Annotated in this window: 31 protein-coding genes; 14 read left to right on the top strand and 17 right to left on the bottom strand. The window is 37.1% G+C overall.

The features are described 5' to 3' along the window. The first annotated feature begins 128 nt into the window (after positions 1 to 128). From HWQ49_RS13295 to HWQ49_RS13280, 4 genes are all read left to right on the top strand, one after another. The gene (locus HWQ49_RS13295; RefSeq protein WP_188208113.1) at positions 129 to 437 is read left to right on the top strand and encodes a hypothetical protein; all 309 of its coding nucleotides are present in this window, start codon (positions 129 to 131) and stop codon (positions 435 to 437) included. 263 nt (positions 438 to 700) lie between these two features. Then, positions 701 to 1,465 (top strand): hypothetical protein, encoded by a 765-nt coding sequence (locus HWQ49_RS13290; RefSeq protein WP_188208112.1) that lies wholly within the window; start codon positions 701 to 703, stop codon positions 1,463 to 1,465. A gap of 33 nt (positions 1,466 to 1,498) precedes the next feature. Continuing rightward, complete coding sequence (locus tag HWQ49_RS13285) at positions 1,499 to 1,846, top strand: DUF4181 domain-containing protein (RefSeq protein WP_188208111.1); 348 nt, start codon at positions 1,499 to 1,501, stop codon at positions 1,844 to 1,846. Positions 1,847 to 1,906: 60 nt separating this feature from the next. Then, on the top strand, positions 1,907 to 2,692 hold the full coding sequence (locus tag HWQ49_RS13280) for an AAA family ATPase (RefSeq protein WP_317450934.1): 786 nt from the start codon (positions 1,907 to 1,909) through the stop codon (positions 2,690 to 2,692). A gap of 37 nt (positions 2,693 to 2,729) precedes the next feature. On the opposite strand, the gene HWQ49_RS13275 is transcribed toward HWQ49_RS13280, so the two are convergent. After that, a complete protein-coding gene (locus tag HWQ49_RS13275) occupies positions 2,730 to 2,966 on the bottom strand; it encodes a hypothetical protein (protein WP_188208138.1) in 237 nt (78 codons plus the stop codon). Between the two features lie 30 nt (positions 2,967 to 2,996). Beyond that, a complete protein-coding gene (locus HWQ49_RS13270) occupies positions 2,997 to 3,407 on the bottom strand; it encodes an Lrp/AsnC family transcriptional regulator (RefSeq protein ID WP_188208110.1) in 411 nt (136 codons plus the stop codon). A gap of 130 nt (positions 3,408 to 3,537) precedes the next feature. On the opposite strand from HWQ49_RS13270, the gene HWQ49_RS13265 reads away from it, so the two are divergent. Next, positions 3,538 to 4,317 carry an MBL fold metallo-hydrolase gene (locus HWQ49_RS13265; protein WP_188208109.1) on the top strand — a complete coding sequence of 260 codons (780 nt, stop codon included), beginning with the start codon at positions 3,538 to 3,540 and terminating at the stop codon, positions 4,315 to 4,317. Between the two features lie 256 nt (positions 4,318 to 4,573). On the opposite strand, the gene HWQ49_RS13260 is transcribed toward HWQ49_RS13265, so the two are convergent. The 6 genes from HWQ49_RS13260 to HWQ49_RS13235 all read right to left on the bottom strand — a co-directional run bounded on the left by HWQ49_RS13260 (position 4,574) and on the right by HWQ49_RS13235 (position 7,837). Then, the gene (locus HWQ49_RS13260; protein WP_188208108.1) at positions 4,574 to 4,807 is read right to left on the bottom strand and encodes a hypothetical protein; all 234 of its coding nucleotides are present in this window, start codon (positions 4,805 to 4,807) and stop codon (positions 4,574 to 4,576) included. Between the two features lie 40 nt (positions 4,808 to 4,847). Beyond that, positions 4,848 to 5,057 carry a hypothetical protein gene (locus HWQ49_RS13255; protein WP_188208107.1) on the bottom strand — a complete coding sequence of 70 codons (210 nt, stop codon included), beginning with the start codon at positions 5,055 to 5,057 and terminating at the stop codon, positions 4,848 to 4,850. Positions 5,058 to 5,089: 32 nt separating this feature from the next. Next, the gene (locus HWQ49_RS13250) at positions 5,090 to 5,371 is read right to left on the bottom strand and encodes a hypothetical protein (protein WP_188208106.1); all 282 of its coding nucleotides are present in this window, start codon (positions 5,369 to 5,371) and stop codon (positions 5,090 to 5,092) included. 220 nt (positions 5,372 to 5,591) lie between these two features. After that, positions 5,592 to 6,746, bottom strand: a complete 1,155-nt coding sequence (locus HWQ49_RS13245; RefSeq protein WP_188208105.1) for an MFS transporter — start codon at positions 6,744 to 6,746, stop codon at positions 5,592 to 5,594. Positions 6,747 to 6,808: 62 nt separating this feature from the next. Further along, positions 6,809 to 7,363 carry a TetR/AcrR family transcriptional regulator gene (locus HWQ49_RS13240; protein WP_188208104.1) on the bottom strand — a complete coding sequence of 185 codons (555 nt, stop codon included), beginning with the start codon at positions 7,361 to 7,363 and terminating at the stop codon, positions 6,809 to 6,811. 102 nt (positions 7,364 to 7,465) lie between these two features. Next, entirely contained in the window at positions 7,466 to 7,837 is a 372-nt protein-coding gene (locus tag HWQ49_RS13235; RefSeq protein ID WP_188208103.1) for an iron chaperone, read from the bottom strand. 261 nt (positions 7,838 to 8,098) lie between these two features. On the opposite strand from HWQ49_RS13235, the gene HWQ49_RS13230 reads away from it, so the two are divergent. The 3 genes from HWQ49_RS13230 (at position 8,099) to HWQ49_RS13220 (ending at position 8,874) form a co-directional block, all read left to right on the top strand. Beyond that, positions 8,099 to 8,317: a hypothetical protein gene (locus HWQ49_RS13230; RefSeq protein ID WP_188208137.1), complete on the top strand. Its 219-nt coding sequence runs from the start codon at positions 8,099 to 8,101 to the stop codon at positions 8,315 to 8,317. A gap of 157 nt (positions 8,318 to 8,474) precedes the next feature. After that, positions 8,475 to 8,663 (top strand): H-type small acid-soluble spore protein, encoded by a 189-nt coding sequence (locus HWQ49_RS13225; protein WP_188208102.1) that lies wholly within the window; start codon positions 8,475 to 8,477, stop codon positions 8,661 to 8,663. A 16-nt stretch (positions 8,664 to 8,679) separates the two neighbouring features. Continuing rightward, entirely contained in the window at positions 8,680 to 8,874 is a 195-nt protein-coding gene (locus HWQ49_RS13220; RefSeq protein ID WP_188208101.1) for an H-type small acid-soluble spore protein, read from the top strand. Between the two features lie 31 nt (positions 8,875 to 8,905). On the opposite strand, the gene HWQ49_RS13215 is transcribed toward HWQ49_RS13220, so the two are convergent. The 4 genes from HWQ49_RS13215 to HWQ49_RS13200 are packed head-to-tail and all read right to left on the bottom strand — an operon-like array spanning position 8,906 to position 11,222. Continuing rightward, positions 8,906 to 9,622 (bottom strand): hypothetical protein, encoded by a 717-nt coding sequence (locus tag HWQ49_RS13215; protein ID WP_188208100.1) that lies wholly within the window; start codon positions 9,620 to 9,622, stop codon positions 8,906 to 8,908. Positions 9,623 to 9,637: 15 nt separating this feature from the next. Further along, positions 9,638 to 9,886: a DUF2164 domain-containing protein gene (locus tag HWQ49_RS13210; RefSeq protein ID WP_188208099.1), complete on the bottom strand. Its 249-nt coding sequence runs from the start codon at positions 9,884 to 9,886 to the stop codon at positions 9,638 to 9,640. A gap of 10 nt (positions 9,887 to 9,896) precedes the next feature. After that, the gene (locus HWQ49_RS13205; RefSeq protein WP_188208098.1) at positions 9,897 to 10,613 is read right to left on the bottom strand and encodes a polysaccharide deacetylase family protein; all 717 of its coding nucleotides are present in this window, start codon (positions 10,611 to 10,613) and stop codon (positions 9,897 to 9,899) included. A 15-nt stretch (positions 10,614 to 10,628) separates the two neighbouring features. Next, positions 10,629 to 11,222: a YdcF family protein gene (locus tag HWQ49_RS13200; protein ID WP_188208097.1), complete on the bottom strand. Its 594-nt coding sequence runs from the start codon at positions 11,220 to 11,222 to the stop codon at positions 10,629 to 10,631. Between the two features lie 226 nt (positions 11,223 to 11,448). On the opposite strand from HWQ49_RS13200, the gene HWQ49_RS13195 reads away from it, so the two are divergent. The 3 genes from HWQ49_RS13195 (at position 11,449) to HWQ49_RS13185 (ending at position 13,502) form a co-directional block, all read left to right on the top strand. Then, positions 11,449 to 11,631: a hypothetical protein gene (locus tag HWQ49_RS13195; RefSeq protein WP_188208096.1), complete on the top strand. Its 183-nt coding sequence runs from the start codon at positions 11,449 to 11,451 to the stop codon at positions 11,629 to 11,631. 93 nt (positions 11,632 to 11,724) lie between these two features. Then, positions 11,725 to 12,429, top strand: a complete 705-nt coding sequence (locus HWQ49_RS13190) for a metallophosphoesterase family protein (RefSeq protein WP_223155185.1) — start codon at positions 11,725 to 11,727, stop codon at positions 12,427 to 12,429. A gap of 395 nt (positions 12,430 to 12,824) precedes the next feature. Then, the gene (locus HWQ49_RS13185) at positions 12,825 to 13,502 is read left to right on the top strand and encodes a DUF4352 domain-containing protein (protein ID WP_188208095.1); all 678 of its coding nucleotides are present in this window, start codon (positions 12,825 to 12,827) and stop codon (positions 13,500 to 13,502) included. Positions 13,503 to 13,551: 49 nt separating this feature from the next. Here the strand turns inward: HWQ49_RS13185 and HWQ49_RS13180 are convergent, their stop codons facing one another. Then, a complete protein-coding gene (locus HWQ49_RS13180) occupies positions 13,552 to 14,040 on the bottom strand; it encodes a hypothetical protein (RefSeq protein WP_188208094.1) in 489 nt (162 codons plus the stop codon). A 182-nt stretch (positions 14,041 to 14,222) separates the two neighbouring features. Between HWQ49_RS13180 and cydD the strand changes: the two genes are divergently transcribed. From cydD to HWQ49_RS13165, 3 genes are all read left to right on the top strand, one after another. Further along, on the top strand, positions 14,223 to 15,959 hold the full coding sequence (gene cydD, locus HWQ49_RS13175) for a thiol reductant ABC exporter subunit CydD (RefSeq protein ID WP_188208093.1): 1,737 nt from the start codon (positions 14,223 to 14,225) through the stop codon (positions 15,957 to 15,959). Then, the gene (gene cydC / locus HWQ49_RS13170) at positions 15,952 to 17,658 is read left to right on the top strand and encodes a thiol reductant ABC exporter subunit CydC (protein ID WP_188208092.1); all 1,707 of its coding nucleotides are present in this window, start codon (positions 15,952 to 15,954) and stop codon (positions 17,656 to 17,658) included. The genes cydD and cydC overlap by 8 nt, the downstream gene beginning before the upstream one ends. Positions 17,659 to 17,898: 240 nt before the next feature. Continuing rightward, on the top strand, positions 17,899 to 18,372 hold the full coding sequence (locus HWQ49_RS13165; RefSeq protein ID WP_188208091.1) for a hypothetical protein: 474 nt from the start codon (positions 17,899 to 17,901) through the stop codon (positions 18,370 to 18,372). Between the two features lie 93 nt (positions 18,373 to 18,465). On the opposite strand, the gene HWQ49_RS13160 is transcribed toward HWQ49_RS13165, so the two are convergent. The 4 genes from HWQ49_RS13160 to HWQ49_RS13145 form a co-directional block, all read right to left on the bottom strand. Beyond that, on the bottom strand, positions 18,466 to 19,593 hold the full coding sequence (locus HWQ49_RS13160) for a M20 family metallopeptidase (RefSeq protein WP_188208090.1): 1,128 nt from the start codon (positions 19,591 to 19,593) through the stop codon (positions 18,466 to 18,468). A gap of 68 nt (positions 19,594 to 19,661) precedes the next feature. Further along, a complete protein-coding gene (locus HWQ49_RS13155; protein WP_188208133.1) occupies positions 19,662 to 19,976 on the bottom strand; it encodes a DMT family transporter in 315 nt (104 codons plus the stop codon). Then, positions 19,976 to 20,314, bottom strand: coding sequence for a DMT family transporter (locus tag HWQ49_RS13150; protein WP_188208089.1), 339 nt, complete (start codon positions 20,312 to 20,314; stop codon positions 19,976 to 19,978). Before HWQ49_RS13150 ends, HWQ49_RS13155 begins: the two co-directional genes overlap by 1 nt. A 141-nt stretch (positions 20,315 to 20,455) precedes the next feature. Continuing rightward, entirely contained in the window at positions 20,456 to 21,022 is a 567-nt protein-coding gene (locus HWQ49_RS13145) for a TetR family transcriptional regulator (RefSeq protein WP_188208088.1), read from the bottom strand. Positions 21,023 to 21,162: the final 140 nt, after the last annotated feature.

The following is a 21,162-nucleotide window of genomic DNA, read 5'->3' as shown; positions in this document are numbered from 1 at the left end:
CTAAAGAAAAATTTTCCAACCATTTACAAAAAGTTATATATGTAAAATACCATATTTCAGACTGAAATACAAAAATTTCTAAATTATATGTTATATTGTAAATAACTTAACTTTGGGGTGTTTTATTAATGGAATATATTGCTAATCTTATTGTCATCACGGGAATTTTCACGTTTGTCTACTGGGGGAAAATCAAAAGCCACTTCTTCTCCTTCTTACTAAGTATTTGTGTTGGCTTCAGTTTGGCTCTGACATTAAAATACTTAAGTAATTGGATCAATAACTACCTACCATCATTTGAGTTCATACCAGAAACCGTGTCATCTTGGATTGGAGTCTTGATCATCATGACTTATGTCTGTTGTTTATCATTTAAAGAATGGTTGATGAAGAGGAAAAACCACACTTCCGATCAATCAAATCAACAAAATTCGTAGGTCAATCAACATAAATAGGCTTTCAATCAACAAAACTTGAGCATTTATCAACAAAAATCAGTATTCAATCAACAATTACACACTTTCAATCAACATAAATAGCTAGCTAATTAACAAAAAGCTGATCTAGTATATCTATAAGTCAAGTCCACTAACGTGGCTTCACCAATATTGAACAAATATTCGAGAAATAACCCTCACTCTTAGTAAAAATATGTTAGCATATGTTTATGTAAAAGCTAAATGGTCGAAGGAGAATTCATATGACACATAAAAGACAAGATCAACCGAGCAACCGACACCTGTTAACATCCCATATTAAACAATTTTTATTACTATACCTTCCATTAACTTTTTTATTAAGCTTCTTAATCACAAAAGGCTCAGATATACCTCAAGCAAGTAAGCTTGGCCTATGGGCATTGATCATTTTTATTGTGTATTTCATTGCAACAGCTCTACACGCTACTTATACCGACCGAAATAACGACCATACTGATGCAGGCAAAAGTAATCCTAGTCCAAATTTATTTAATAAATGGAAAATTGGTGGGGCAGTGCTTCTATTCATCGTCTTTCTCATCACTTTTGAGCTTACTAAATATGCTTCCTTTACAGAAGCCACTTCTGACTGGCTGCATGAGGAAAGTGAAATCAAGGAAATATCTATTACGGAGCAATTCAAAGATGAAACAGGTTTCCAAAAAGATAATGAGCGTGCCATTATTAAAGACGAAGAACAAATGGAGCAAATTCTAGATGTTTTCTCTGATATTAACCTAAAAGAAAGTGATCAACGGTTACATTCTATGGACATGAACTACCATGTAAGGTTTACAGTGACAAACCCTACCGACGAAAACTATAACTCAACTTCATCATACAGTGTCTATTCTGATGGTGATTATTTACTAATCTATAACTCTGTTAGAGGGAGTTATGAAATCACCAATGACATTGACTTAAAGGACTTTATCGAAGGATTAAAAGAACATGATGAAATTGAGTGGGAAGAGTTAGATTCTTAAATTCTTAAATCTTATTTGGAAGTGAGATAAACTATGATCACAGACGTCACATTGGAGACATCGATTATATTAGGTATAGTTAGTTTAATTTATTACCTTTTGGTTGGTAGAAAGGAAAATAAGGAGAAGCTTTCAGAAACTGATGGCTTCACCATTGGGATTTATGGAACGATCATCATCGTTACTGCTGCAGTTATTACGTTTTTGAACGTAGGATTTTCGAATATTCAGTTGGTAAAATTCCTACTTATGTTCTTTTTAACGATCTTTGTTGGTTTTCATGCCTATCTTGATTGGAAGTATCTCCATGAAAGCAAAAATTATATCCATCAGCTCTCAGGCCTAACGATTATGTTAATCTACCTTAACTATGCTATTTAATTTTTGGTTTAAACAGTAGGTGTTTAAATCGACATAGTCTAAAGATTAGGAGGCTTACCAGTGATACATCTAAAATCAGTGCAAATCAAAAACGTCTTAGAAACCGATCGATACCCGTTCAATTTACCTCTGATTCAAAACTTCCAAGAGTTACGCTTCAACAAGCCTGTCACCATTTTAGTCGGTGACAACGGAACAGGAAAGTCTACCTTACTTGAAGCCATTGCCTCAAATATAGGCAGCATTTTAATCGGTGGTGAACATATCGATGACGACCCTACCCTGACTGCTGCTAGAAGTTTAAGTAACCACATGAAGTTGACTTGGAAGATCAAAACGCAAAGTGGTTTTTTCTTTAGAGCTAATGATTTTATCAATTTCACACAAAGACTGAAAACCATGAAAGAGGAATCAACTGAAGCTTTACAAAACATTCGTCAAAGAGACCCAAACAGTCTTGAAGCACTTCCCTATGCTAGAACTTTGCACGATTTAAACCATGCTTACGGAGAAGGTCTGGATACAAGGTCACACGGTGAAAGCTTTTTAGATTTATTTCAAGCAAGATTTAAACCCAATGGTCTATACATTTTAGACGAGCCTGAAGCACCCTTATCCCCCATTAAGCAATTATCGCTAATTGCCATGATAAACGAAATGGTTGAGCAAGATGGTCAATTTATAATTGCCACCCACTCACCCATCTTAATGGCAATTCCTTATGCGAATGTTTACGTAATTGAAGATGGAACGATGGGTCAAAGACATTTTGAGGACATTGAGCATGTCACTTTAACCAAAGACTTCTTAAACAATCCTGAACGTTTTCTTAAGCATTTGAATTAATCAGTCATCATAGGATAAACGTTTACTGATCTAAGTTTTACTCATCAATATCTTTAATTTCATTTCCATCAGCATTAATTTGAACGCTCAACCCTGTAAACGACCAACCCTCAGATTCAAGGAAGTCGATAAATTTATCTAAAAATTCATTATGTCCAATTTGCTTACCATCTTTAAGTGGTAGGACAAAACCGTCAAGTTTCACACCAACTTCTTCACGATCCGTTTCAACATTCTTGTTGTAGTAATACATAAAAAACTCTTTTTTATCCATCTATGATGCCCTCCTATTAGTGATTATCAATTATTTATTAATGACAATAGATAATTTATAGTTTGCAAACTCATTCAATTCCTCTAAAAATTGATCCATTATTTCATAGGATTGAAATCTACACTCGAGCAGATAACACCCATCTCCACTAATTTTATAATTATTTATTAGATATTCCTCTTGCGTTTTTATGAACGTCAAATATGGCTTATGATTGATATTTTGTGTGATGATAGTTATAAAAGCATGAATAGAGAACCCTAATTTAGCTTGATTTAGTTTAATAGTATATCCTTCAATAACTCCATGATCCTCTAATTTTTCTACCCTGGCAGAAGTGGCTGGCCCAGTTAAATGGACTTTTTCGCCCAACTCCTTCATCGAGATTCTACTATTTTTAGATAGCTCATCTAGGATATGTATATCAGTTTTGTCTAACATCATCTATCTCCTTTCATAAATAAAGTAAAGTGGACAAAATACTTTATCTAATCTATGTATCCGGTCACTGACTATAGCTTAGAATATAATTGTACAGAGGAATTTTCAAAAGATAAAGGAGTTATTAAATATGAATATCCACCAAATTCGTAATGCGACAATTATTGTTGAATATGCAGGTAAAAGGTTCTTAATTGATCCTATGTTAGCGGAAAAAGGGACTTTACCAGCTTTTGGACCTGAAGTTGGCTTACCTGAAGCGCCAAGACAAGATCAAAACAATCCATTAGTAAGCTTGCCAACATCCATTGACAAGATCATTCAAGATATTGATGCAGTGATCGTCACTCATCTTCACCCTGACCACTGGGATATGGCAGCTGTAGAAGCTTTGCCAAAAGACATTAAACTATACTCCCAAAATGAAGAAGATGCTACAGCAATACGCGATGCCGGTTTCCAAAATGTCGAGGTCTTACAAGAGGATACCGTCTTTCAAGATATCCAATTGACTAAGACAAAAGGTGAACACGGAAGAGGCGAAATCTTAAAAGCTGCAGGACTCGTGTGTGGAGTTGTATTTAAACACTCATCAGAGAAAACGTTATATGTTGCTGGTGATACGGTTTGGTATGATGGTGTTCAAGAAGTTATCGACACACACAATCCAGAAATTATTGTCGTCAATGCTGGGGATAATCAATTCAATGAAGGAGGATCTCTAGTGATGGGGAAAGATGATGTCTATCAAGTATATAAGGCTGCCCCTAACGCAAAGATTATTGCAGTCCATATGGAAGCTGTTAACCATTGGACATTATCAAGGGAAGATCTAAGAACCTTTGCCAATGAAAAAGGAATCTCATACAACGTGTTAGTGCCAAATGACGGAGAGTCTTACTCCTTTTAAAAAATGGACAAACTTTAAAGGAGAGATAGCCGGTTCAGCTTAGGGTTATCTCTCTTAATTTATAGGAAGTTTGTGATAATAGTCTACTAACGGGGGTAGTTTAGAAATCTTATTAAAGCCTTATTTGCCGGGAAAATGACTCTGTTGAATCAAATGGGCAATCGTTCTAGAAATACTTTATTTTACTCTTTTGTTAATCTGTTTGTTTTTCAACATTCCTGTTTCAATTTTAATAAATATTTCCTGGGTATCGAACTTAATTATTTTGAATAATATCTCTAGCAAGGGCCTTTGCTTCTTCTTCAATATCATTTTCTTCAACGAAATACTGAATACCATAACCTAGATCTTCAAAGTTAATATGCATGAAAACGGCCTCAGCTTCCCTTTCGATGCTTTCGTTGTGATGAAATTGAAGCTCTTGACCTTCAAGTTCAAGGATTTCTGCACCATTTAAATCACCCACACTATCTGCAATTCTTATCACCATAGCAATTGGATCTTTATAAATATCACCGTGAATGAGTCGGTTACTTCTCCTCGTTATTTCGGTCAGCTTTGATCACTTTCACCAAGTGAACCAACCAATACAACGCGATCCACGGTAAAACATAACGCGTTCCCCATTCAAATAGATTAATCAGTCCGTAAAATGGAGCATATCCTGCTTGAATCATCAATAATATTGAAAAAAGGATCAGTAACCCAATAGTTAAATATAATGATTGTTTTGAGCTCAAGATCGTCACCTCCAAAATGAACCAAATTCCCTTCAATTAGTCACCGAATCTACCTTATATCCTTTAATAATAGCTACTATAAAGATCGCAAATAACGGATATATAGCCAAACTATAAGGATTTAATGCCTCATTAATGGTAGCTAAGAGGTCAACCCTTCCGTACCCGACTAAAAAATAGAGTAATTGAATAATGACATAAGAAAGCCAAGTAGCAATGGGAACAACCCACCACTTTTTAACCATTAAATAGCTGAAAACACCCACCCCAACTGCAATAGCAGGAAATATGATGAGAAAGATAATAAAACCCATCCAGCACCCTCCCTCTTAACGGTTTTATGAATGATGACCCATCATTTCAGTGTTGAGAAGCTATATCTATACGTTTTTTTGCCATGATGAGCTTTCATTATGGTGTTGAGAGGTCCTCTCTAAATATATACTAACATATTATTCCATTATTTAGACCCTGTAATCAAAATATTCTAAATAATGACAGTCTTTACTTTTTATCCATCAACTCTTTTAATCTTCAATTATTGACAGGACTGTACTTGCTTATCTTCTTTGGGGCTATAAAGGCTGCGAGTATGCCCACAAAGCCATATAAAATGAACGAAATGACATAGCCCCATTCACTAATTAATAACCCAGCAAATGATGAACCTATAACTTGACCGACAGCTAAAAGTAAAAACGGGATACCAATGCCTAATGATGCATTGGTGATAAATACGTGGATGCCCCAGACTAATAAAACCCCTGTTAAAAATATATAAGAACCACCAAAGACGCTGGCTGATAAATAAGACACAAACCAATTGGCAGGTGCAATTGCTAGAATCATAGATGCTAACGCAATCGATAATGCCCCTAATTTATAAGCGAATGACAATCCTGCTTTTTCAATTAAAGAACCAGAAAAACCACCTAATATCCCAAACAAACCGATAGCAACCCAAAAACCAGATAGTTGCCAATCACTATAGTTACCTGAAACCTCTATAAACGACCTTGAAAAAGTCCAAAATGCAGCTGTAGAAATTCCTAGGATAAGAGATGCTAAAATTAAAGGAATAGCACCTTTCACACCACGAATAGAGAGGTTTCCTTTTTGAAACATTGCACTCGATTTTGCTGCAACTTTCGGTATAGTTCTAAAATTCCATATCAAGACAAGTAATGTTAAGATCGCATAGATGAAATACGTCAGTCGCCAATTCGGTGTTAGTAAAATTGAACCTAACCCTGAGAGGACAATTCCTAAACTAGTACCTGAATTAATCCATGTATTTGCCTTTCCTTGTTGATTCCTATTAATCCAAAGTGATATAGCCGCGCCATAAGGTGGAGACACTAATCCTGTGCTTCCTCCAGCAAACAACACACCGAAAGCAAGTATCCAAGTATTTGGCGTGACCGACATTAAAAGTAAACCTAAAAAGGCTGATAAACCAGCTGCTAGAATCATCTTCCTTGGTCCTTCTCTTGTTGTAATCACTGTCGATAAGACGATAGTAAAACAATAAGCCAAATAAAATAACGACGAAATCACGCCTGATACAAACTCAGACATATCTAGTGATTCATTCATATCCGGAAGAAGTAATCCATAACTAAATCTAGCTAACCCATAGGTTACAGCAATCATTGTAATCCCAGGTAAAACTAACCTTGAAAAATTCATGTGGATTCACCCTAACTTCACATTTTATATAGAACGACCTTTCTATTTTAAAGGTAAAAAAATTACGATGTATGTTGGACAATTGTCCTCGCCATCGCAATAGAATGCTCTGTTGCCTTCTCGGCACCGATTAGCGTCGTCATCGATGTCGTTCCTTCAAGCAACAACGTAAATTGATTAGCTAAATCACGTTCGTTTTCTATTCCTTTTCTTTGAGCCAACTCTTGAAAATACTTAAGTAATTTGGATTTGTGCCCTCGTGCAATATTTTCAATCTCATTATCAGTCCCCGCATAATCCTCGATTGCTCTTAAAAACATATCCCCTTGGTAGGATTGTTCCTTTAACCATCGTCCATGAGCTTCAACAGCCAGAATGAATGGGGAATCTGAGTCCATTTCCACATGAGCATCTAAATAAGACCAATACCGTTCTTCTCGTTGTTTTAGTACCTCTTCAACCAATTGATCCTTGGAAGAAAAGTGATTATAAAGAGTCATCGTGGCAACATTCGCTTCACTGATGATTTGTTTTAACCCTACACCACGAAAACCGTGTTCATAAAATAATCGTTCAGCTACGTTAAGTAATGTTTCTTTTTTTACGGATCGACTCACTTGAATCACTTCTCCTTCATTTTATATAGAACGACCTTTCTATTCGATTAGAATATCAGCCCTCACGTTCAGCGTCAACCCTAATCTAATAGCCACTTAAGTTTATTTCCTCCAAAAAGTCGCACAATCTTCTTTATCCTTAATATTAAACTCAATCATTTTTTCTAATAAAGAGTAATCAACGGGACGGTCCCAAGGGAAACGAACTAACATTTTGGTATGATCGTAGCCAGCTTCTATAATTTCTTCAGAAAAACGAATAATTCCCTCCCTTTCAGGAGCAACGGCCATATGCTTTTTGGATACACTAAAGCCAATAATAAATGTACCATGATCGGTAAACATGGGTTGATTCCACTTAAATTCCGGCTTTAAATCAGGGAACTTTTGAGCTATCCAATCCAAAACCTCTTCCACTCTCGCACGATGTTGTGGCTGATCGATATTTGCTAAAAAATCTTCGAAAATTTCCATGTGATTCCTCCAATAATAATTATTATTCCATTTAGTCAGCTCTTCTACTTCCTCCACAATCGCTTCACCAGTGGGGCATTCGCCATTTTAATGTTAGATTTAAATTTCCATTAATGAGCTTATTTGATTCATTTTACCATACATAAATGAACCTCACACAATGGCTTCAGTCAGACTACAGTCTTTCTTATGTATAAGCGATTAAACTTACATCAATAATAACCATAGGATGACACTGCTTTAAACTTTAGGAGGTATAGCGTGGCTAAAGATAATCAAAAGAAACGTAATGAAGAAAATGTCAATGCCAAACTAGGTGGCATGGGGCTTTATGGAACCACTTCAAATCAGGAAATCGGTGGCTATCAGGCCTCAGGGGATATTGAAAATGCCGGTAATTTAGACAAGTTTAAAAAGGTGGAAGAAGATGACCGTCAACCTGAGGCATCTTTAAAAGAAGACGGTCAAGAAGATTATTAATACAAACACCTATAAACGCTCAAGGTCATGTCATCCTTGAGCGTTTTTATGATGATGTCACTTTAGGTTACTACATCATAGTCAGCACAATAACCATGTATATTTAACATAAAATAACAAAAAGTATTAATGAGACTTTTTAAAAAAGGAGGATTTTATGGAAAGTCAGCGCGCACAGCAAATATACGAAGCCCCAGTATTAATTAACGTCAGCTATCAGGGGCAACCTGTATTTATCCAAGATGTTGACCTAGAGAACAACACTGCTACTGTGTCTCCATTAACAGATGTTGAGGAAAGACAACAAGTTCAAGTAGATGACTTGGTTGAAGAAGGTCCACATTAAAAAAGGAGGATTTTAAATGAACAAAGAACGAGCTAGAGAAATTGCCAACTCACCAGACATGAAAGATGTCCAGTACAACGGAGAGCGTGTCTACATACAACACGTCGATGATCAGAATGGTAAAGCAAGAGTTTACCCATTAAATGACCCAGGTAACCAATTCGATGTTGAACTTGGTAGCTTAATTGAAAAAGACGATCTCAGAAAATAGGCTAAACCTCCTCGTTGTAGGAGGTTTTTAACTATATGTCTTCATTTTCGACAAAACCTTCAACAATATTGTAAACACTCTCATCGCCAACCACTTGATAAAAATCCCGATCAACCCTAATTCCGTCCATTTCTACATTTAAAGTTTGCCTACCTACTTCTTTAGAATAATTAATCAATATATACTTATCGTTGCCAAATCTAGGGAAATTAACTTCTCTTAATTCCACATTAGATGGAGCTTCAACCAACTTCTTAATTAATCGTGGGTCTTCTATAGTCACATCAGTACTGCTAGTTGCTGGAAAAGACCTTGAACCTATAGAGATTTGCTCACCTGTTTGTTCAATAAACCTCACCTCAACACTTTCTATGTCATCTAGCTCTACCCAATCTAACATTACCTCTTCATAAGTCGTATATTGCATCTGGTGGCCTACAATCATGAGCCCTAGAAAGGTTAACATCGCTGCACCATAAATAATACGGTTTCTTCTCTTATCAATTCCAGCAATAGTAAGCCTTATTAATGTAGCAATCAAGGCTAAAAAAATGCTAGTATGAAACTCTTCTACAATCGTCTTGAATACTTCCATTCGCCCATATAGCCCAAGTTCATATAGCAAAATAAATCCGATATAAGCTAGCCAAGTATAAACCGGAGTGATCCACCATTTAAAAAACTTGGAAGCCGATACACCCACAAACACCGCAAGAATTGGAAGAATTACTAATGATAAGTCATCCATGGTTGGCCACCTCACCTATCTCATTTTTTTAACCGGCCGTTCAAGAGCTACTAAATCCTCATCCACATTCATTAATTTTTGCTCCACAACCTCTTTTGCTTCACGGACCCCTTGATTATAAAAAAAGAGACCGAGTTCATTTGAAACAAACTCAAGAAAGTTTCCAGCGGCTAACTCACCTATTTCCTGACCATGTTCTTCAAAATAATAACTCTGAATTTGATTGATCATATACTGTTTTTCTTCATGTGAAAAGTTCATCATATCGACCCTCCTAGTTACCTTGATCCTGCATCAGGTCTGAGACTGTTACAAATGTATAACCTTTTTCCTTTAAGCTTTCAATCATCCCTGGTATCGCTTTTAAAGATTCCTTACGATTTTCGTACATGACGTGCATCAAAATAATAGACCCAGGTTTCACTTCTTCTTCAACATATGTGATCATTTTTTCCGAATCACGTGCCAATTCTGGATCCGACTCTGGTTCTAAATTCCACATAACCGTTTTCTGGTTATGTTGACTTAAATGATACGGCAAAATGAAAAGCTTCTTTCCATAAGGTGGCCTAAAGTGAATCTCTCCCTTATAGCCTATTTCTCGAATAAGCCCATTTGTCTTTTGAACTTCCTTCTCAATAAACGAGGGAGATTTTAACACCATTCGTTCATGTGAATACGAATGGTTCCCAATCTCATGTCCACGATCTGCCATAAGTTGCGCTAACTCAGGCTCATTTTCAATTTCTTCTCCTGTTAAGAAGAAGGTAGCTTTTACCTCCTGTTCATCCAACACTTGCAACACTTCCTCAGAATGGATACCAGGTCCATCATCAAATGTTAAAGCGACAACATGCTCCTCCGTCTCAACGTGATCGACTAAATCACCAAATAACTGAAATGATCTTGCTTTCGATAATTCATTTCCTAAAAATGTGATTAATAGGATGATCACAGTAACTATAAGTATTATGTAGATAATTCTTTTCATAAGTCCTCCGTTGATTTATTTGAATAAGTAAGCATAATAAGCGACAAACTCCCGAACAACTGAATAAACATCCCTTAGCTCAACATATTCAGCGTGACCTGAATAAACTTGATCAAACCCGACCTTATGAAAAGCGAGCTTCGTTCTAGTCAAGTGATGGTATTGAGAAATCACTGTCACTGAATCAATATCTAAATCCTCTTGTAAGGACTTTGTATTCTCAGCTGTCATATAGGTATTATATCCGTTAGAATCCGTCGTGACTTTTTCAATCGGTACTTCTTTTTCTGTTAAATAAGCCCGCATAACATCTGCTTCATCGAATCCTTCTTCACCAATCCCACCACTGACGATGATGTGATCAAAATAACCTCGTTCATAAAGATCAACAGCTTTATCCAATCTGGCCTGTAAGCGATCTGATGGCTCCCCACTTCGTTCAACCTTATTTCCTAAAACAACGGCGACATCACTTTTTTCTAGGTCATCTGTTACGCCATCAATGACCATCACCACAGTGTGAACAGCAAACCAAGTGATCATTAAGACAATGAATAAAACCCATTTTCTCCGATGCTTTTGTTCAAACTTCTTCAACTGATTCAACATACTCTTTCACCTTCGACTTCATTTTGAACAGCAAATATAAATTCATAGGTAGAACTCAATAGATGACAAACAAATCACTATCCGATTTCATTGACGATTATTGTTACAATTTTACAACTACTTCAAAAAACAATCAATGTGCAATTACCTTGAAATCAGCCGAACAGTCTTCATAAAATTTGGTTAGACAAGCAAAATAGGAGTAACGAACTTGAGGAGTGATTTCATGTCCAAAAATGTAGGGATGGTCATGTTAATTTTAGTAACAGCTGTAGCAGCTGGGCTCAGCCGAGTGTACCATAGTTTAACGCTTTCGATTGTTGCCGGTATTTTAGTTTTAGTTACATTAGGCATCATTCTTGCAGATTCTTACTATCGACGATGGAAAAGTGATCAAGAAGACTCATAAATCACAGAAAATAACACCAATAATAACCATTTTCTGGTACAATATAGCTAGTAACCAGTTTGTCAGATTTAATTTGCCATTAGAGGTGTTATTTTGAAAAGACATATAATGATTAGTGATATTCATGGACACTTAGACCCTTTCATGCGATTACTTAAGGAGGTCAATTACTCACCAAATCATGACCAACTCATTTTAATAGGTGATTATGTGGATCGAGGCCCAAAAAGTAAACAAGTGATCGAATTCGTAAGGGAATTAGTTAACGAAGGAGCCGTAGCCTTAAGGGGAAATCATGATGATTGGTTTTTTCAATTTATAACGGACCCCCTTGAAGTTTCTAAAAACTTCTATATTCACGGTGGTATAGAGACGATTGAATCATACGTCGGTGATTTAAGGCACTCAGATTTTAATCGTTTAGAAACCGAAGAATGGGCTGAATATATCCGGTCAAACCATGCTGAAGACGTTGAGTTTCTAAAAAACCTTAACTATTACTATGAACATGATGACTTTATCTGCGTCCACGCCGGAATTGACCCCAACCATGAAAATTGGAAAGACACATCAACAAGAGATTTCCTTTGGATTCGAGATGAGTTTATTAAAGCAACTAACCTCCCAACCGAAAAAACAATTATTTTTGGACATACACCTACTGTTAACATTCAAAAAAGTCCTGACATTTATTTTGCAGCAAATAAAATTGGTATCGATGGAGGCTACACTTTTGGCTATCAAATGAACTGCTTAATTTACGAAAACCAATCCTTTAAAAGCTGTACCATTAAGTAAACCACTTCTGAACCGGAGTGGTTTTCTTATGTTGGTGCTTTCCTACATACGGATAGACCGGTGATTACACGGATTGAACGCTGTTTTTCACGGATTGACTGCCACTTTTCGAATGTCAGCTACGTTACTTTGTTGATTAGAACATAATTTTTGTTGATTGCACCGCCATTTTTGTTGATTGGAACGTAATTTTTGTTGATTACACGTCCAATTTTGTTGATAGACCTCTCAAAATTGTTGATTGCCCCCAGATCACGGTGATTACCACCCACTTTTTGTTGATTGAAATTCAATTTAAGGACCGACTAATTCATACTTTGCCCCTCATTGGAAATAATAACGACGACAAAACATATAAAACACAATCCTTCATGGATAAGAGGGGGTTAACACTTTTGAAAAAAATATCTCTATTATTTATGTCATTATTTCTTTTTATAATGATCGCAGCTTGTGGTGCCGAGCAGGATGATACTGAGGATCAAGGCGCTAATGGTGAGGATCAGGAGCAACAAGATGATCAGGAAAACGGTGACGATGCGGGTCCAGATGATGAGGGTGCTGAAGAAGGTGAGGAATTAGCTGAAGAGGCAGAAGAAGCCCAGCCAGGTGACACAATTGAAAATGAAGCTGGTACCTTTACCCTCCACCGGAAAACTGAAGAAGCCCATACATTTGAAACCGGACCGATCACTTTAACCATTGAGCAAGTTGCAACAGCATCCGGTGAACTTCAGGGGGATATGGCTGAATTTATGGAAACCGACCAATTAGAATATGTTCAAGTCGATATCCATGTGGAAAACACGTCTGACGATGACATCACTTTCTATTCTAGCCAAGGGACTATGGCGACGAGTACTGGTGAGCAGCTAGACCCTGACATGTGGTTAAGTGATCATATCGAAGGTGATATGATGGCGAACACCCAAAGTAGTGGAACTTTCTTCTATGTCTTAGAAAATTCAAGTGCTGAAGATGTGGAAAATGTTCGCTTAGTCTTTAGTGCACCACACGATGAAGACTGGGAAGATGTCGGTGAGAAAGTCGACATGGAAATTGACCTATATTAAATCAACAACACACTGCTAAGCTGAACCAACCAGCTAGCAGTGTGTTTGATTATGATTGCCTCTCTAATTTACGACCAAAGAAAAATTCCTCAACTCTCGTATCATCTCGATTTTCCAAATTTATTTCATGAAATACAAGTAGACCATCCTCTTGGAATTCAATCTCAAATTGCCCAGAAGTTCCAAACTGGTCAGCTTTATATATAAATTCGCCAAAACCTTGAACTGGCTCGTCCATCTCACCGAAATAGGAGTTCGATAATCGCCCATGTGCATCAATCGCATCAAAATTAAATAAAAACTCACCGTCCTCCTCTTTAATTTGTAATAATTGATAAGCCTCATCTTCTCCTGTATAAGTTGACCATGCCCCAAGATATTCGTCAGTATTATCAGGATTTCCACCTTGAAAATCAACTAATGCCTCGTTCATTTCATCGATCTCATCCACTGCATCTTCAGTTTCTGTACCGGCAGACCCTGATTGACAGCCGACTAATATAGCTAGGATCATTATCCACGGAATTATCCACTTCATAAACTGCTTCTTCCCTTCTATTGCATAGAATTCATCTACTATTCTTTCATTACTACCCATTATATCTTAATTTTCTTACTTTAGACATAACCTAGAAGGAATTGAGCGTTTATAACCGTATTTGTTTAAATACTGTTCCTATAGGCTTAAAATAGAGGTAGATTAATGAAAGGACGTTTCTTATGTCTCTATTAAAAGATCTTGTGAAACAACAAAGACAAAAGCTAATGATTTTAACCATCATCAGTGTAATGTTAGCGGCGACCATCGTTGTACAAGCTTATCTAATCGTTCAAATCATATATGAAATCTTTCTAAACAATGCAACATTCCATAGTATTTTGCCACATCTTGGATTCCTGGCGTTCGTCATGTTATTGCGTACGCTAACCAACCATATCAATGGACGAATTGGTATTCAAATGACGACACAAGCCAAGCGTGTCTTTCGAGTAAAAATTCTTGATCATTTGTCAAAACAACCTCTTGAGCGATCCACACAAGGTCAGTCAGGGAAAAAAGTCAGCATGATTCTTGATGTCGTTGAAGAAGTTGATGGTTACTTCAGCCAATATTTACCGAAAAATATCCAAGCGCTTACCATTCCGTTAGTATTACTCATAGTAATTTTTACACAAAACGTAACATCCGGTTTAATCATCCTAATAACTGCACCCTTTATTCCGTTGTTTATGGCATTAATTGGTATTAAAACGAAGAAGAAATCAGAAGAGCAGCTTAACGAATTATCCGCTTTTTCTGGTCAATTTTTAGATTCCTTAAAAGGTTTAACCACCTTGAAACTCTTCGGTCGGGCAGAAAACGAAGTGGGTAAAATCGAAGCAAGTAGCATTCGTTTTCGTGAAGCAACAATGGGTGTTCTTGCAGTAGCATTTACTTCTTCCTTTATGATGGAACTAATCTCTATGTTAAGTGTTGGATTAATCGCACTTGAGCTTTCGCTTGGATTGATTATCTTCGAGAATATCGCATTTACAACCGCCTTCTTCATCTTACTTTTAGCTCCTGAGTTTTTTGTTGCGTTGAAAGATCTAAGTAGTGCCTTTCACACAGGACGAGAAAGCATGACTGCAGCGAAGAAGATAGAAGAAGTCCTAGCTGAGCCGACTGAACAGATCACTTGGGGCAATCAATCCATTGAATCCTTACCACCTTCAATCACACTTGAGGAGGTTTCCTTTTATTATGATGAAGATCACCCGACTTTACAAAATCTAAATGCCACTATTGAAGCAAACAGTCATGTCGCTATTGTCGGGAAAAGTGGTGCAGGTAAAACGACTTTACTCAATATCTTCACACGTATGTTACCTGTCCACACTGGCCAACTCTTTATAAGTGGAACTCCCCAAAATCAACTTAACGAAGATGAGTGGTTTAAACATGTCAGCTATATTACTCAACATCCATATATATTCGCAGGAACGATTTATGACAACATTGCAATGGGGAAAAACCGTCATGTAACAAAAGAAGAGGTCATGCAAGCAGCGAAGTGGTCAGGGTTAACTGACTTAATCTTATCCCTTGAAGAAGGTATCGATACGCTAGTTGGTGAAGGTGGCCGTGGTCTATCAGGGGGCGAAAAACAACGTCTAGCTCTAGCACGGGCATTCATCAAAAAACCGTCACTGATCTTATTTGATGAACCGACAACCGGTTTAGATTTAAAAACTGAACAAACGTTAAAACAGTCGATAAATGAACTTGCTAAAAATGCGACAATGATTACGGTCGCTCATCGACTACACACGATTAAGCAAGCTGATCAAATTTTACTTTTAGATCAAGGTCAATTACTTGCTAAAGGAACTCATGAAGAGCTACTAAAAAAAGAGCCAACCTACCGAGAATTAGTAGGAGTAAACCAAAAAACTGGGGGTATGAGGCATGAATGATTTTTCAGGAATTATGAAACAATTGATGAAAGAAAAGCGAGATGTCATTCTTACAATCATTCTTGGCTTCATCGCCGGTATTGCTGCTGTAGGTTTATTTGCAGCGAGCGGCTACTTACTATCTCAGGCTGCTCTTGGTGTCCCTATATATGCATTAACAATCGTGATCGCTCTTGTAAAATTACTAGGTTTCACTCGGGCCATCACTCGATATGGTGAGCGTTACTTTTCACATCGAGCAACTTTTACCATGCTTAGCCATATACGGGTGACATTTTTCAAAAACCTATTAAAACGCTCACCAGCAACCATGCATCGTTTTCGTTCAGGTGACCTATTATCACGAATCGTCGCAGATGTGGAGTCTTTACAAAACTTCTTCCTTAGAATTTTCTATCCACCAATCGTGTTAGCTTTAATATTTTTAAGTACGATTCTTTTTACCATGTTCTTTTCGGTATGGATTGCTATTTTACTTGTCGTTGGGATGATTTTATCCATGACAGTTTTGCCAGCTTTTTTTGCAGCTAGACAGCGTCAAATTGATCAAAACATTCACAAACAAAGAAGTGACTTATCTGAACAGGTAACAGAGTATTTATTTGGCTTTCGCGATTTAAAAGTCCATCAACAATTAATCAAGCAGGAAGAGCAATTTAAAAGAGCCAACGATCAATACGTTGAAGCTCAAGGGTTTAACCAACAACAAGATTTAACCAGTCAAACGCTTGATGGATTAATTGGTTTATTGATCGCTTGGTTAGTACTAGCTGTTGGTGGGTATTTAATTTCTACTGATCAACTAAACGGTGTCTTTCTAGCTATGTTCATGCTTATTACTTTGACGGTTTTCGAAAATACGGGTGCTATGTCTGTCTTTCCACAATATTGGGAGGATAATAAACAGGCTGCGGCTCGGATTTTTTCAAAAGAAGATCAATCTAATCAATCCAGTCATAATTTGATTAATCTGTCTGAAACACCTATCGAAATATCCTTTGAAAACGTAAGATTTATTTACCCTAATGAACCACGTTTAGCCCTCCAAGATCTCAATCTCTTGATTAAACCTGGTTCAAAGACAGCGATTGTCGGGGCGAGTGGTTCAGGAAAGTCGACGATCCTCCAACTTATCTTAGCGTTAGAGCAAGCTAAGAGTGGAGCTGTCCAAATTAATGGTCATCCAATTGAGGCAATAAATCCAGAATCCATCTGGAAACAAACGAACACCGTTTTACAAGAATCTCACTTTTTCCATGGAACTATCAGAGAAAACTTGCTTCCATTAAGAGAATTGAGTGAGAATCAGTTGGCAGAAGCTTTATTACAAGCTGGTCTTGAAGGATTTTCATTAGATGACCCTGTTTATGAAGCAGGGGCCAATCTATCAGGTGGTGAAAAGCAACGACTAGCAATCGCACGGGCTCTCTTAAGAAAAGCGAACTTGTGGTTGTTAGATGAACCCACTTCCTCACTAGATGGGATCACGTCTAAGCAGGTGATGGATTCAATCTTTACCGCTGCTGAATTTAATACCTTGATCTACGTGAGTCATAACCTTAAAGGACTAGAGGATATGGATCAGATTATCGTGCTAGATCGAGGACAAATTGTGGAATCGGGAACTTATTCAGAACTTATCAACCAACGTGGCCACTTCTATCAACTAAAACAAATAGAAAAAGATACACTTACGTAAATATAACTCGTTCAGTTACAGAAGAGAAAATATAAAATAACTTACTATTTAGGGATGTAAATCACATATGATTTGGCATCCTTTTTTTATTGCCGTAACAGTGTTAGTTAACATAAGTTATGGTGGACTATATTTTTTAAAAGGTAAATGGAAAATTTATGTTAAAATGATTATAGAGATTGTGAAAAGTCGTTCTTAAACTAATGAATCAGTTTAGTTTAAGATCAAAGAGGTGGTTTATTGAAAAAAATATATATTTTTGGTTTCATAAGTATTCTGCTTACTTTTCTTGGTTTCTATCTCATAGAAAATATGTTTACGATTAATCCTGATGTATGGTCAGGTAATGGAAATCTTGGTATTTTGATTATGATGCTCTTCTCACCTATTTTTATTTTGAGTTATTTTTTAACTTATAAAATATCAAGGGAAATATCATACAACATAATGAAAAGGAAAATAAGAGTAGTCATATTAACCTTAGCCCTCATTTCCTGCGCTTTATTGATACTCCCAATCGTCAATTATGCACGTGAGTTAGTAATTGCGTTGGGTGGCACACCTTCTAACCCTAACTCTAAAATTTTCCGCTTTGGTTGGTTTAATCAGTACACCAATAGTATATATTTTAATGTTTATACTTTTTTGCTGACGCATATTATCGCTGTCATCATCGGCATCCTATCCGTTATTAAGAATAAAACCATAAAGTAATACCCTATTTTCACTATCGTGAGCTTTAGTTGAAGAAGGAAATTAAATATTACGTTAAAAAACGCTCAGAATATTTTCTGAGCGTTTTGTTTGCTATTTACAGATTCGATGCAATAATCCTGCCAATAGTGCTGATCTTCTCGGAATTTCACTTATAACTATATGTTCGTGTGTGGCATGTAAGCCATCACCAATCGCACCCAAGCCGTCTAAAGTTGGAATCCCCATAGCAGACGTGAAGTTACCATCACTGACTCCACCTGATAGAGATTCACCAAGTTCAATTCCTAAATCAAAGGCGACCTTTTCTGCGTGATCATACAGCTGAAGAGTTCCTTCAGTTCTCTCCATTGGAAACCGTTTGACCCCTCCTTTAACTTGGAGGCTTGTCTCTTGTAACTTTGGTACCAAATTCTGTATTGCCTGATCGACTCGGTAGGCTTCTTCTTTTTTTGTAAAGCGAACATCCACTTCAATTTCTGCATGCTCGGCCGTGACATTTGATAACGTCCCACCATTAATCACACCAACATTAACAGACGTCCCGTTAGCTAAATCAGATAGACTCTCTAACTTAATAATTTGATGAGCTATTTCATTAATCGCATTAGCATTAGGCCTGGGGTCATTACCCGCATGTGAAGCTACACCACTTGTACTAACTTGATACACCGCGTCACCTTTTCTAGCTGTTTTTAACAATCCTGAATAGCCAGTCGGAGGTTCGACAACTAATACGGCATCGCAATCTGTTACCTGGTTTTTAATAAAATACTTACCAGTCGGACTTTGAATTTCCTCATCTGAAGTTATTAAAAAGCGAACCTTCTTATTTAATGACCTCCCCTCTTCTTGTAAAGCTTTAAGCGCCCACATACCTTGAATAAGCCCTGCTTTCATGTCGACCGTACCTGGTCCATAGGCTTTATCTCCATCAATATAGTAAGATAAGGTTCCTTCATCCCAAACCGTGTCATAGTGAGCTAGAATAGCAACCGTTGTCTCACCCTCACCGATTTCAAACTTCAAATGCTTACCCGTTTTTTCGTTAGAATAAGTTTCACCTCTGACACCTAACCGATCGTAAAACAACTCATATATATAGTCCGCACAACGATCAGTCAAGTCTTTTCGATGTGACGGTGATTCGTGTTTAACGACTGACTCAATATCAGACAAAATCTCACTGTGATGATCTTGGAAGTAGTTTAATAGGTTCATCCAATCACTTCCTTCATGTCAATTTTCCGATAGTATTGTATCAAAAATTTGGGAAGTTTTCGACACCTTTACGACACCAATTTTAACCCTGTGACACCAATTACTATTAAAATGACACTCATGATCCGATTTATGCTTCGAGGTTCGTCGAAAAAGATCATATTAATAACGACTGCTCCTGCCGTTCCTAACCCAACCCATACCGCATAGGCAATGCTAATCTGTACAAAATTAAACGATTGATACAAAAATAGAAACGATAGTGCAAAACCACCAAAAAACAAGACACCATGGATAAGCTTCTTTACCTGACTAAATAACTTCAAGCCAACAACTCCAACCATCTCAAATATTGCAGCACACGCAATGAATACCCAACCCATCATGATTTCTCACCATCCTCAATTTGTTGATCAGCTATCTTAAGGCTAATTACCCCGACAATCAATAAACCAATAAAAAATAGTTTGGCAAAATCAATACTACCACCAAACAAATAAACATCCATCAAGACTGTTCCAATTGATCCTACTGCCGCAAACATAGCGTAAACCGTCCCTGTTGGCAGCCCCTCACATGCTTTGGAGAAAAATAGAAAATCAACAACGATTACGATCCCAACTAATCCCCAATGCCACCACTTATCGGCAGTAGTGAAACCAAATACCCAAGCAAGTTCAAGCAAACAAGTCATCCCTACAAAAAACCAGTACTTATTCATCGGAATCCCCCTTAATCGAGGCAAACCCAGCTCCTTTCGCTTGAGTTTGTCATTATAGTTATAAAGTGACTGATTGTCAGTCACTGCAGTTGGAGAATAAATGGCCACTACTTAAGACCCTAGTAATAGCCACTACTACAGTTATTGCAAAGCACGTTCTAGAAAGAGTTTTAAAGCTTCTCGTTGCGCTTTCTCTTCATCTTCTTTATACTCATCATACAAATAAACTTGTTCTGCCGTCGTCTCAATTAACCCCACCATTAACTTAGCTAGGCGATACGACTCTGTATTATCCCGCACCATCCCTTTTTCCTGATGCTCAGCCACTAGTTCTTGGACGCGTTCATAAAGTGGTGAATAAATCTTATCCCATTCATTCATCTGATCACTCGACGAAGACCCAGCATAAACTAACATATTTAAATCACTAAATTCACGTGATACGGTGAACATGGCCTCAATGATCTGATTCAGCTGTTCTGGTAAACTTCCCTCTTCATCAACCATCTCATCAATTTTCTGGACATACTGCTCAATAACCTTCTCAGCAATAGCTGTCATGACTGATAGCTTTGAAGGGAAGTATAAATAAAACGTTCCTTGTGCCACGCCAGCTTTTTTTACAATTTTAGAGACCTTTGTTTTCTCTATTCCTAATTCATTAAATACTTCAATGGCAGCCTGAATAATGCGCTCACGTTTATCCACCATAATAACCTCGTTTCTTACTTTTTAATTAACTGACTGACTGTCATTCATTATACGCGAGCATAAATTATATTGTCAATAATTAATCATATGTCGACTAGTTGTCTCATATACTTATAAAATGTAGTGGTTGGATTCAT

It is taken from the genome of Alkalibacillus aidingensis (assembly GCF_014595945.1).
In the GTDB taxonomy this organism is placed as follows: domain Bacteria; phylum Bacillota; class Bacilli; order Bacillales; family Alkalibacillaceae; genus Alkalibacillus; species Alkalibacillus aidingensis.
Note: the sequence above shows the minus strand (reverse complement) of the source record. Positions and strands in the feature narration are given on the sequence as shown.

Excerpts from the sequence above, each read along its gene's own strand:
- HWQ49_RS13295 (WP_188208113.1), top strand. The coding sequence starts at position 129 with ATGGAATATATTGCTAATCTTATTGTCATCACGGGAATTTTCACGTTT.
- HWQ49_RS13290 (WP_188208112.1), top strand. The coding sequence starts at position 701 with ATGACACATAAAAGACAAGATCAACCGAGCAACCGACACCTGTTAACA.
- HWQ49_RS13285 (WP_188208111.1), top strand. The coding sequence starts at position 1,499 with ATGATCACAGACGTCACATTGGAGACATCGATTATATTAGGTATAGTT.
- HWQ49_RS13275 (WP_188208138.1), bottom strand. The coding sequence starts at position 2,966 with ATGGATAAAAAAGAGTTTTTTATGTATTACTACAACAAGAATGTTGAA.
- HWQ49_RS13270 (WP_188208110.1), bottom strand. The coding sequence starts at position 3,407 with ATGTTAGACAAAACTGATATACATATCCTAGATGAGCTATCTAAAAAT.
- HWQ49_RS13265 (WP_188208109.1), top strand. The coding sequence starts at position 3,538 with ATGAATATCCACCAAATTCGTAATGCGACAATTATTGTTGAATATGCA.
- HWQ49_RS13260 (WP_188208108.1), bottom strand. The coding sequence starts at position 4,807 with ATGGTGATAAGAATTGCAGATAGTGTGGGTGATTTAAATGGTGCAGAA.
- HWQ49_RS13250 (WP_188208106.1), bottom strand. The coding sequence starts at position 5,371 with ATGGGTTTTATTATCTTTCTCATCATATTTCCTGCTATTGCAGTTGGG.
- HWQ49_RS13245 (WP_188208105.1), bottom strand. The coding sequence starts at position 6,746 with ATGAATTTTTCAAGGTTAGTTTTACCTGGGATTACAATGATTGCTGTA.
- HWQ49_RS13235 (WP_188208103.1), bottom strand. The coding sequence starts at position 7,837 with ATGGAAATTTTCGAAGATTTTTTAGCAAATATCGATCAGCCACAACAT.
- HWQ49_RS13225 (WP_188208102.1), top strand. The coding sequence starts at position 8,475 with ATGGAAAGTCAGCGCGCACAGCAAATATACGAAGCCCCAGTATTAATT.
- HWQ49_RS13220 (WP_188208101.1), top strand. The coding sequence starts at position 8,680 with ATGAACAAAGAACGAGCTAGAGAAATTGCCAACTCACCAGACATGAAA.
- HWQ49_RS13215 (WP_188208100.1), bottom strand. The coding sequence starts at position 9,622 with ATGGATGACTTATCATTAGTAATTCTTCCAATTCTTGCGGTGTTTGTG.
- HWQ49_RS13210 (WP_188208099.1), bottom strand. The coding sequence starts at position 9,886 with ATGATGAACTTTTCACATGAAGAAAAACAGTATATGATCAATCAAATT.
- HWQ49_RS13205 (WP_188208098.1), bottom strand. The coding sequence starts at position 10,613 with ATGAAAAGAATTATCTACATAATACTTATAGTTACTGTGATCATCCTA.
- HWQ49_RS13200 (WP_188208097.1), bottom strand. The coding sequence starts at position 11,222 with ATGTTGAATCAGTTGAAGAAGTTTGAACAAAAGCATCGGAGAAAATGG.
- HWQ49_RS13195 (WP_188208096.1), top strand. The coding sequence starts at position 11,449 with ATGTCCAAAAATGTAGGGATGGTCATGTTAATTTTAGTAACAGCTGTA.
- HWQ49_RS13180 (WP_188208094.1), bottom strand. The coding sequence starts at position 14,040 with ATGAAGTGGATAATTCCGTGGATAATGATCCTAGCTATATTAGTCGGC.
- cydD (WP_188208093.1), top strand. The coding sequence starts at position 14,223 with ATGTCTCTATTAAAAGATCTTGTGAAACAACAAAGACAAAAGCTAATG.
- cydC (WP_188208092.1), top strand. The coding sequence starts at position 15,952 with ATGAATGATTTTTCAGGAATTATGAAACAATTGATGAAAGAAAAGCGA.
- HWQ49_RS13160 (WP_188208090.1), bottom strand. The coding sequence starts at position 19,593 with ATGAACCTATTAAACTACTTCCAAGATCATCACAGTGAGATTTTGTCT.
- HWQ49_RS13155 (WP_188208133.1), bottom strand. The coding sequence starts at position 19,976 with ATGGGTTGGGTATTCATTGCGTGTGCTGCAATATTTGAGATGGTTGGA.
- HWQ49_RS13150 (WP_188208089.1), bottom strand. The coding sequence starts at position 20,314 with ATGAATAAGTACTGGTTTTTTGTAGGGATGACTTGTTTGCTTGAACTT.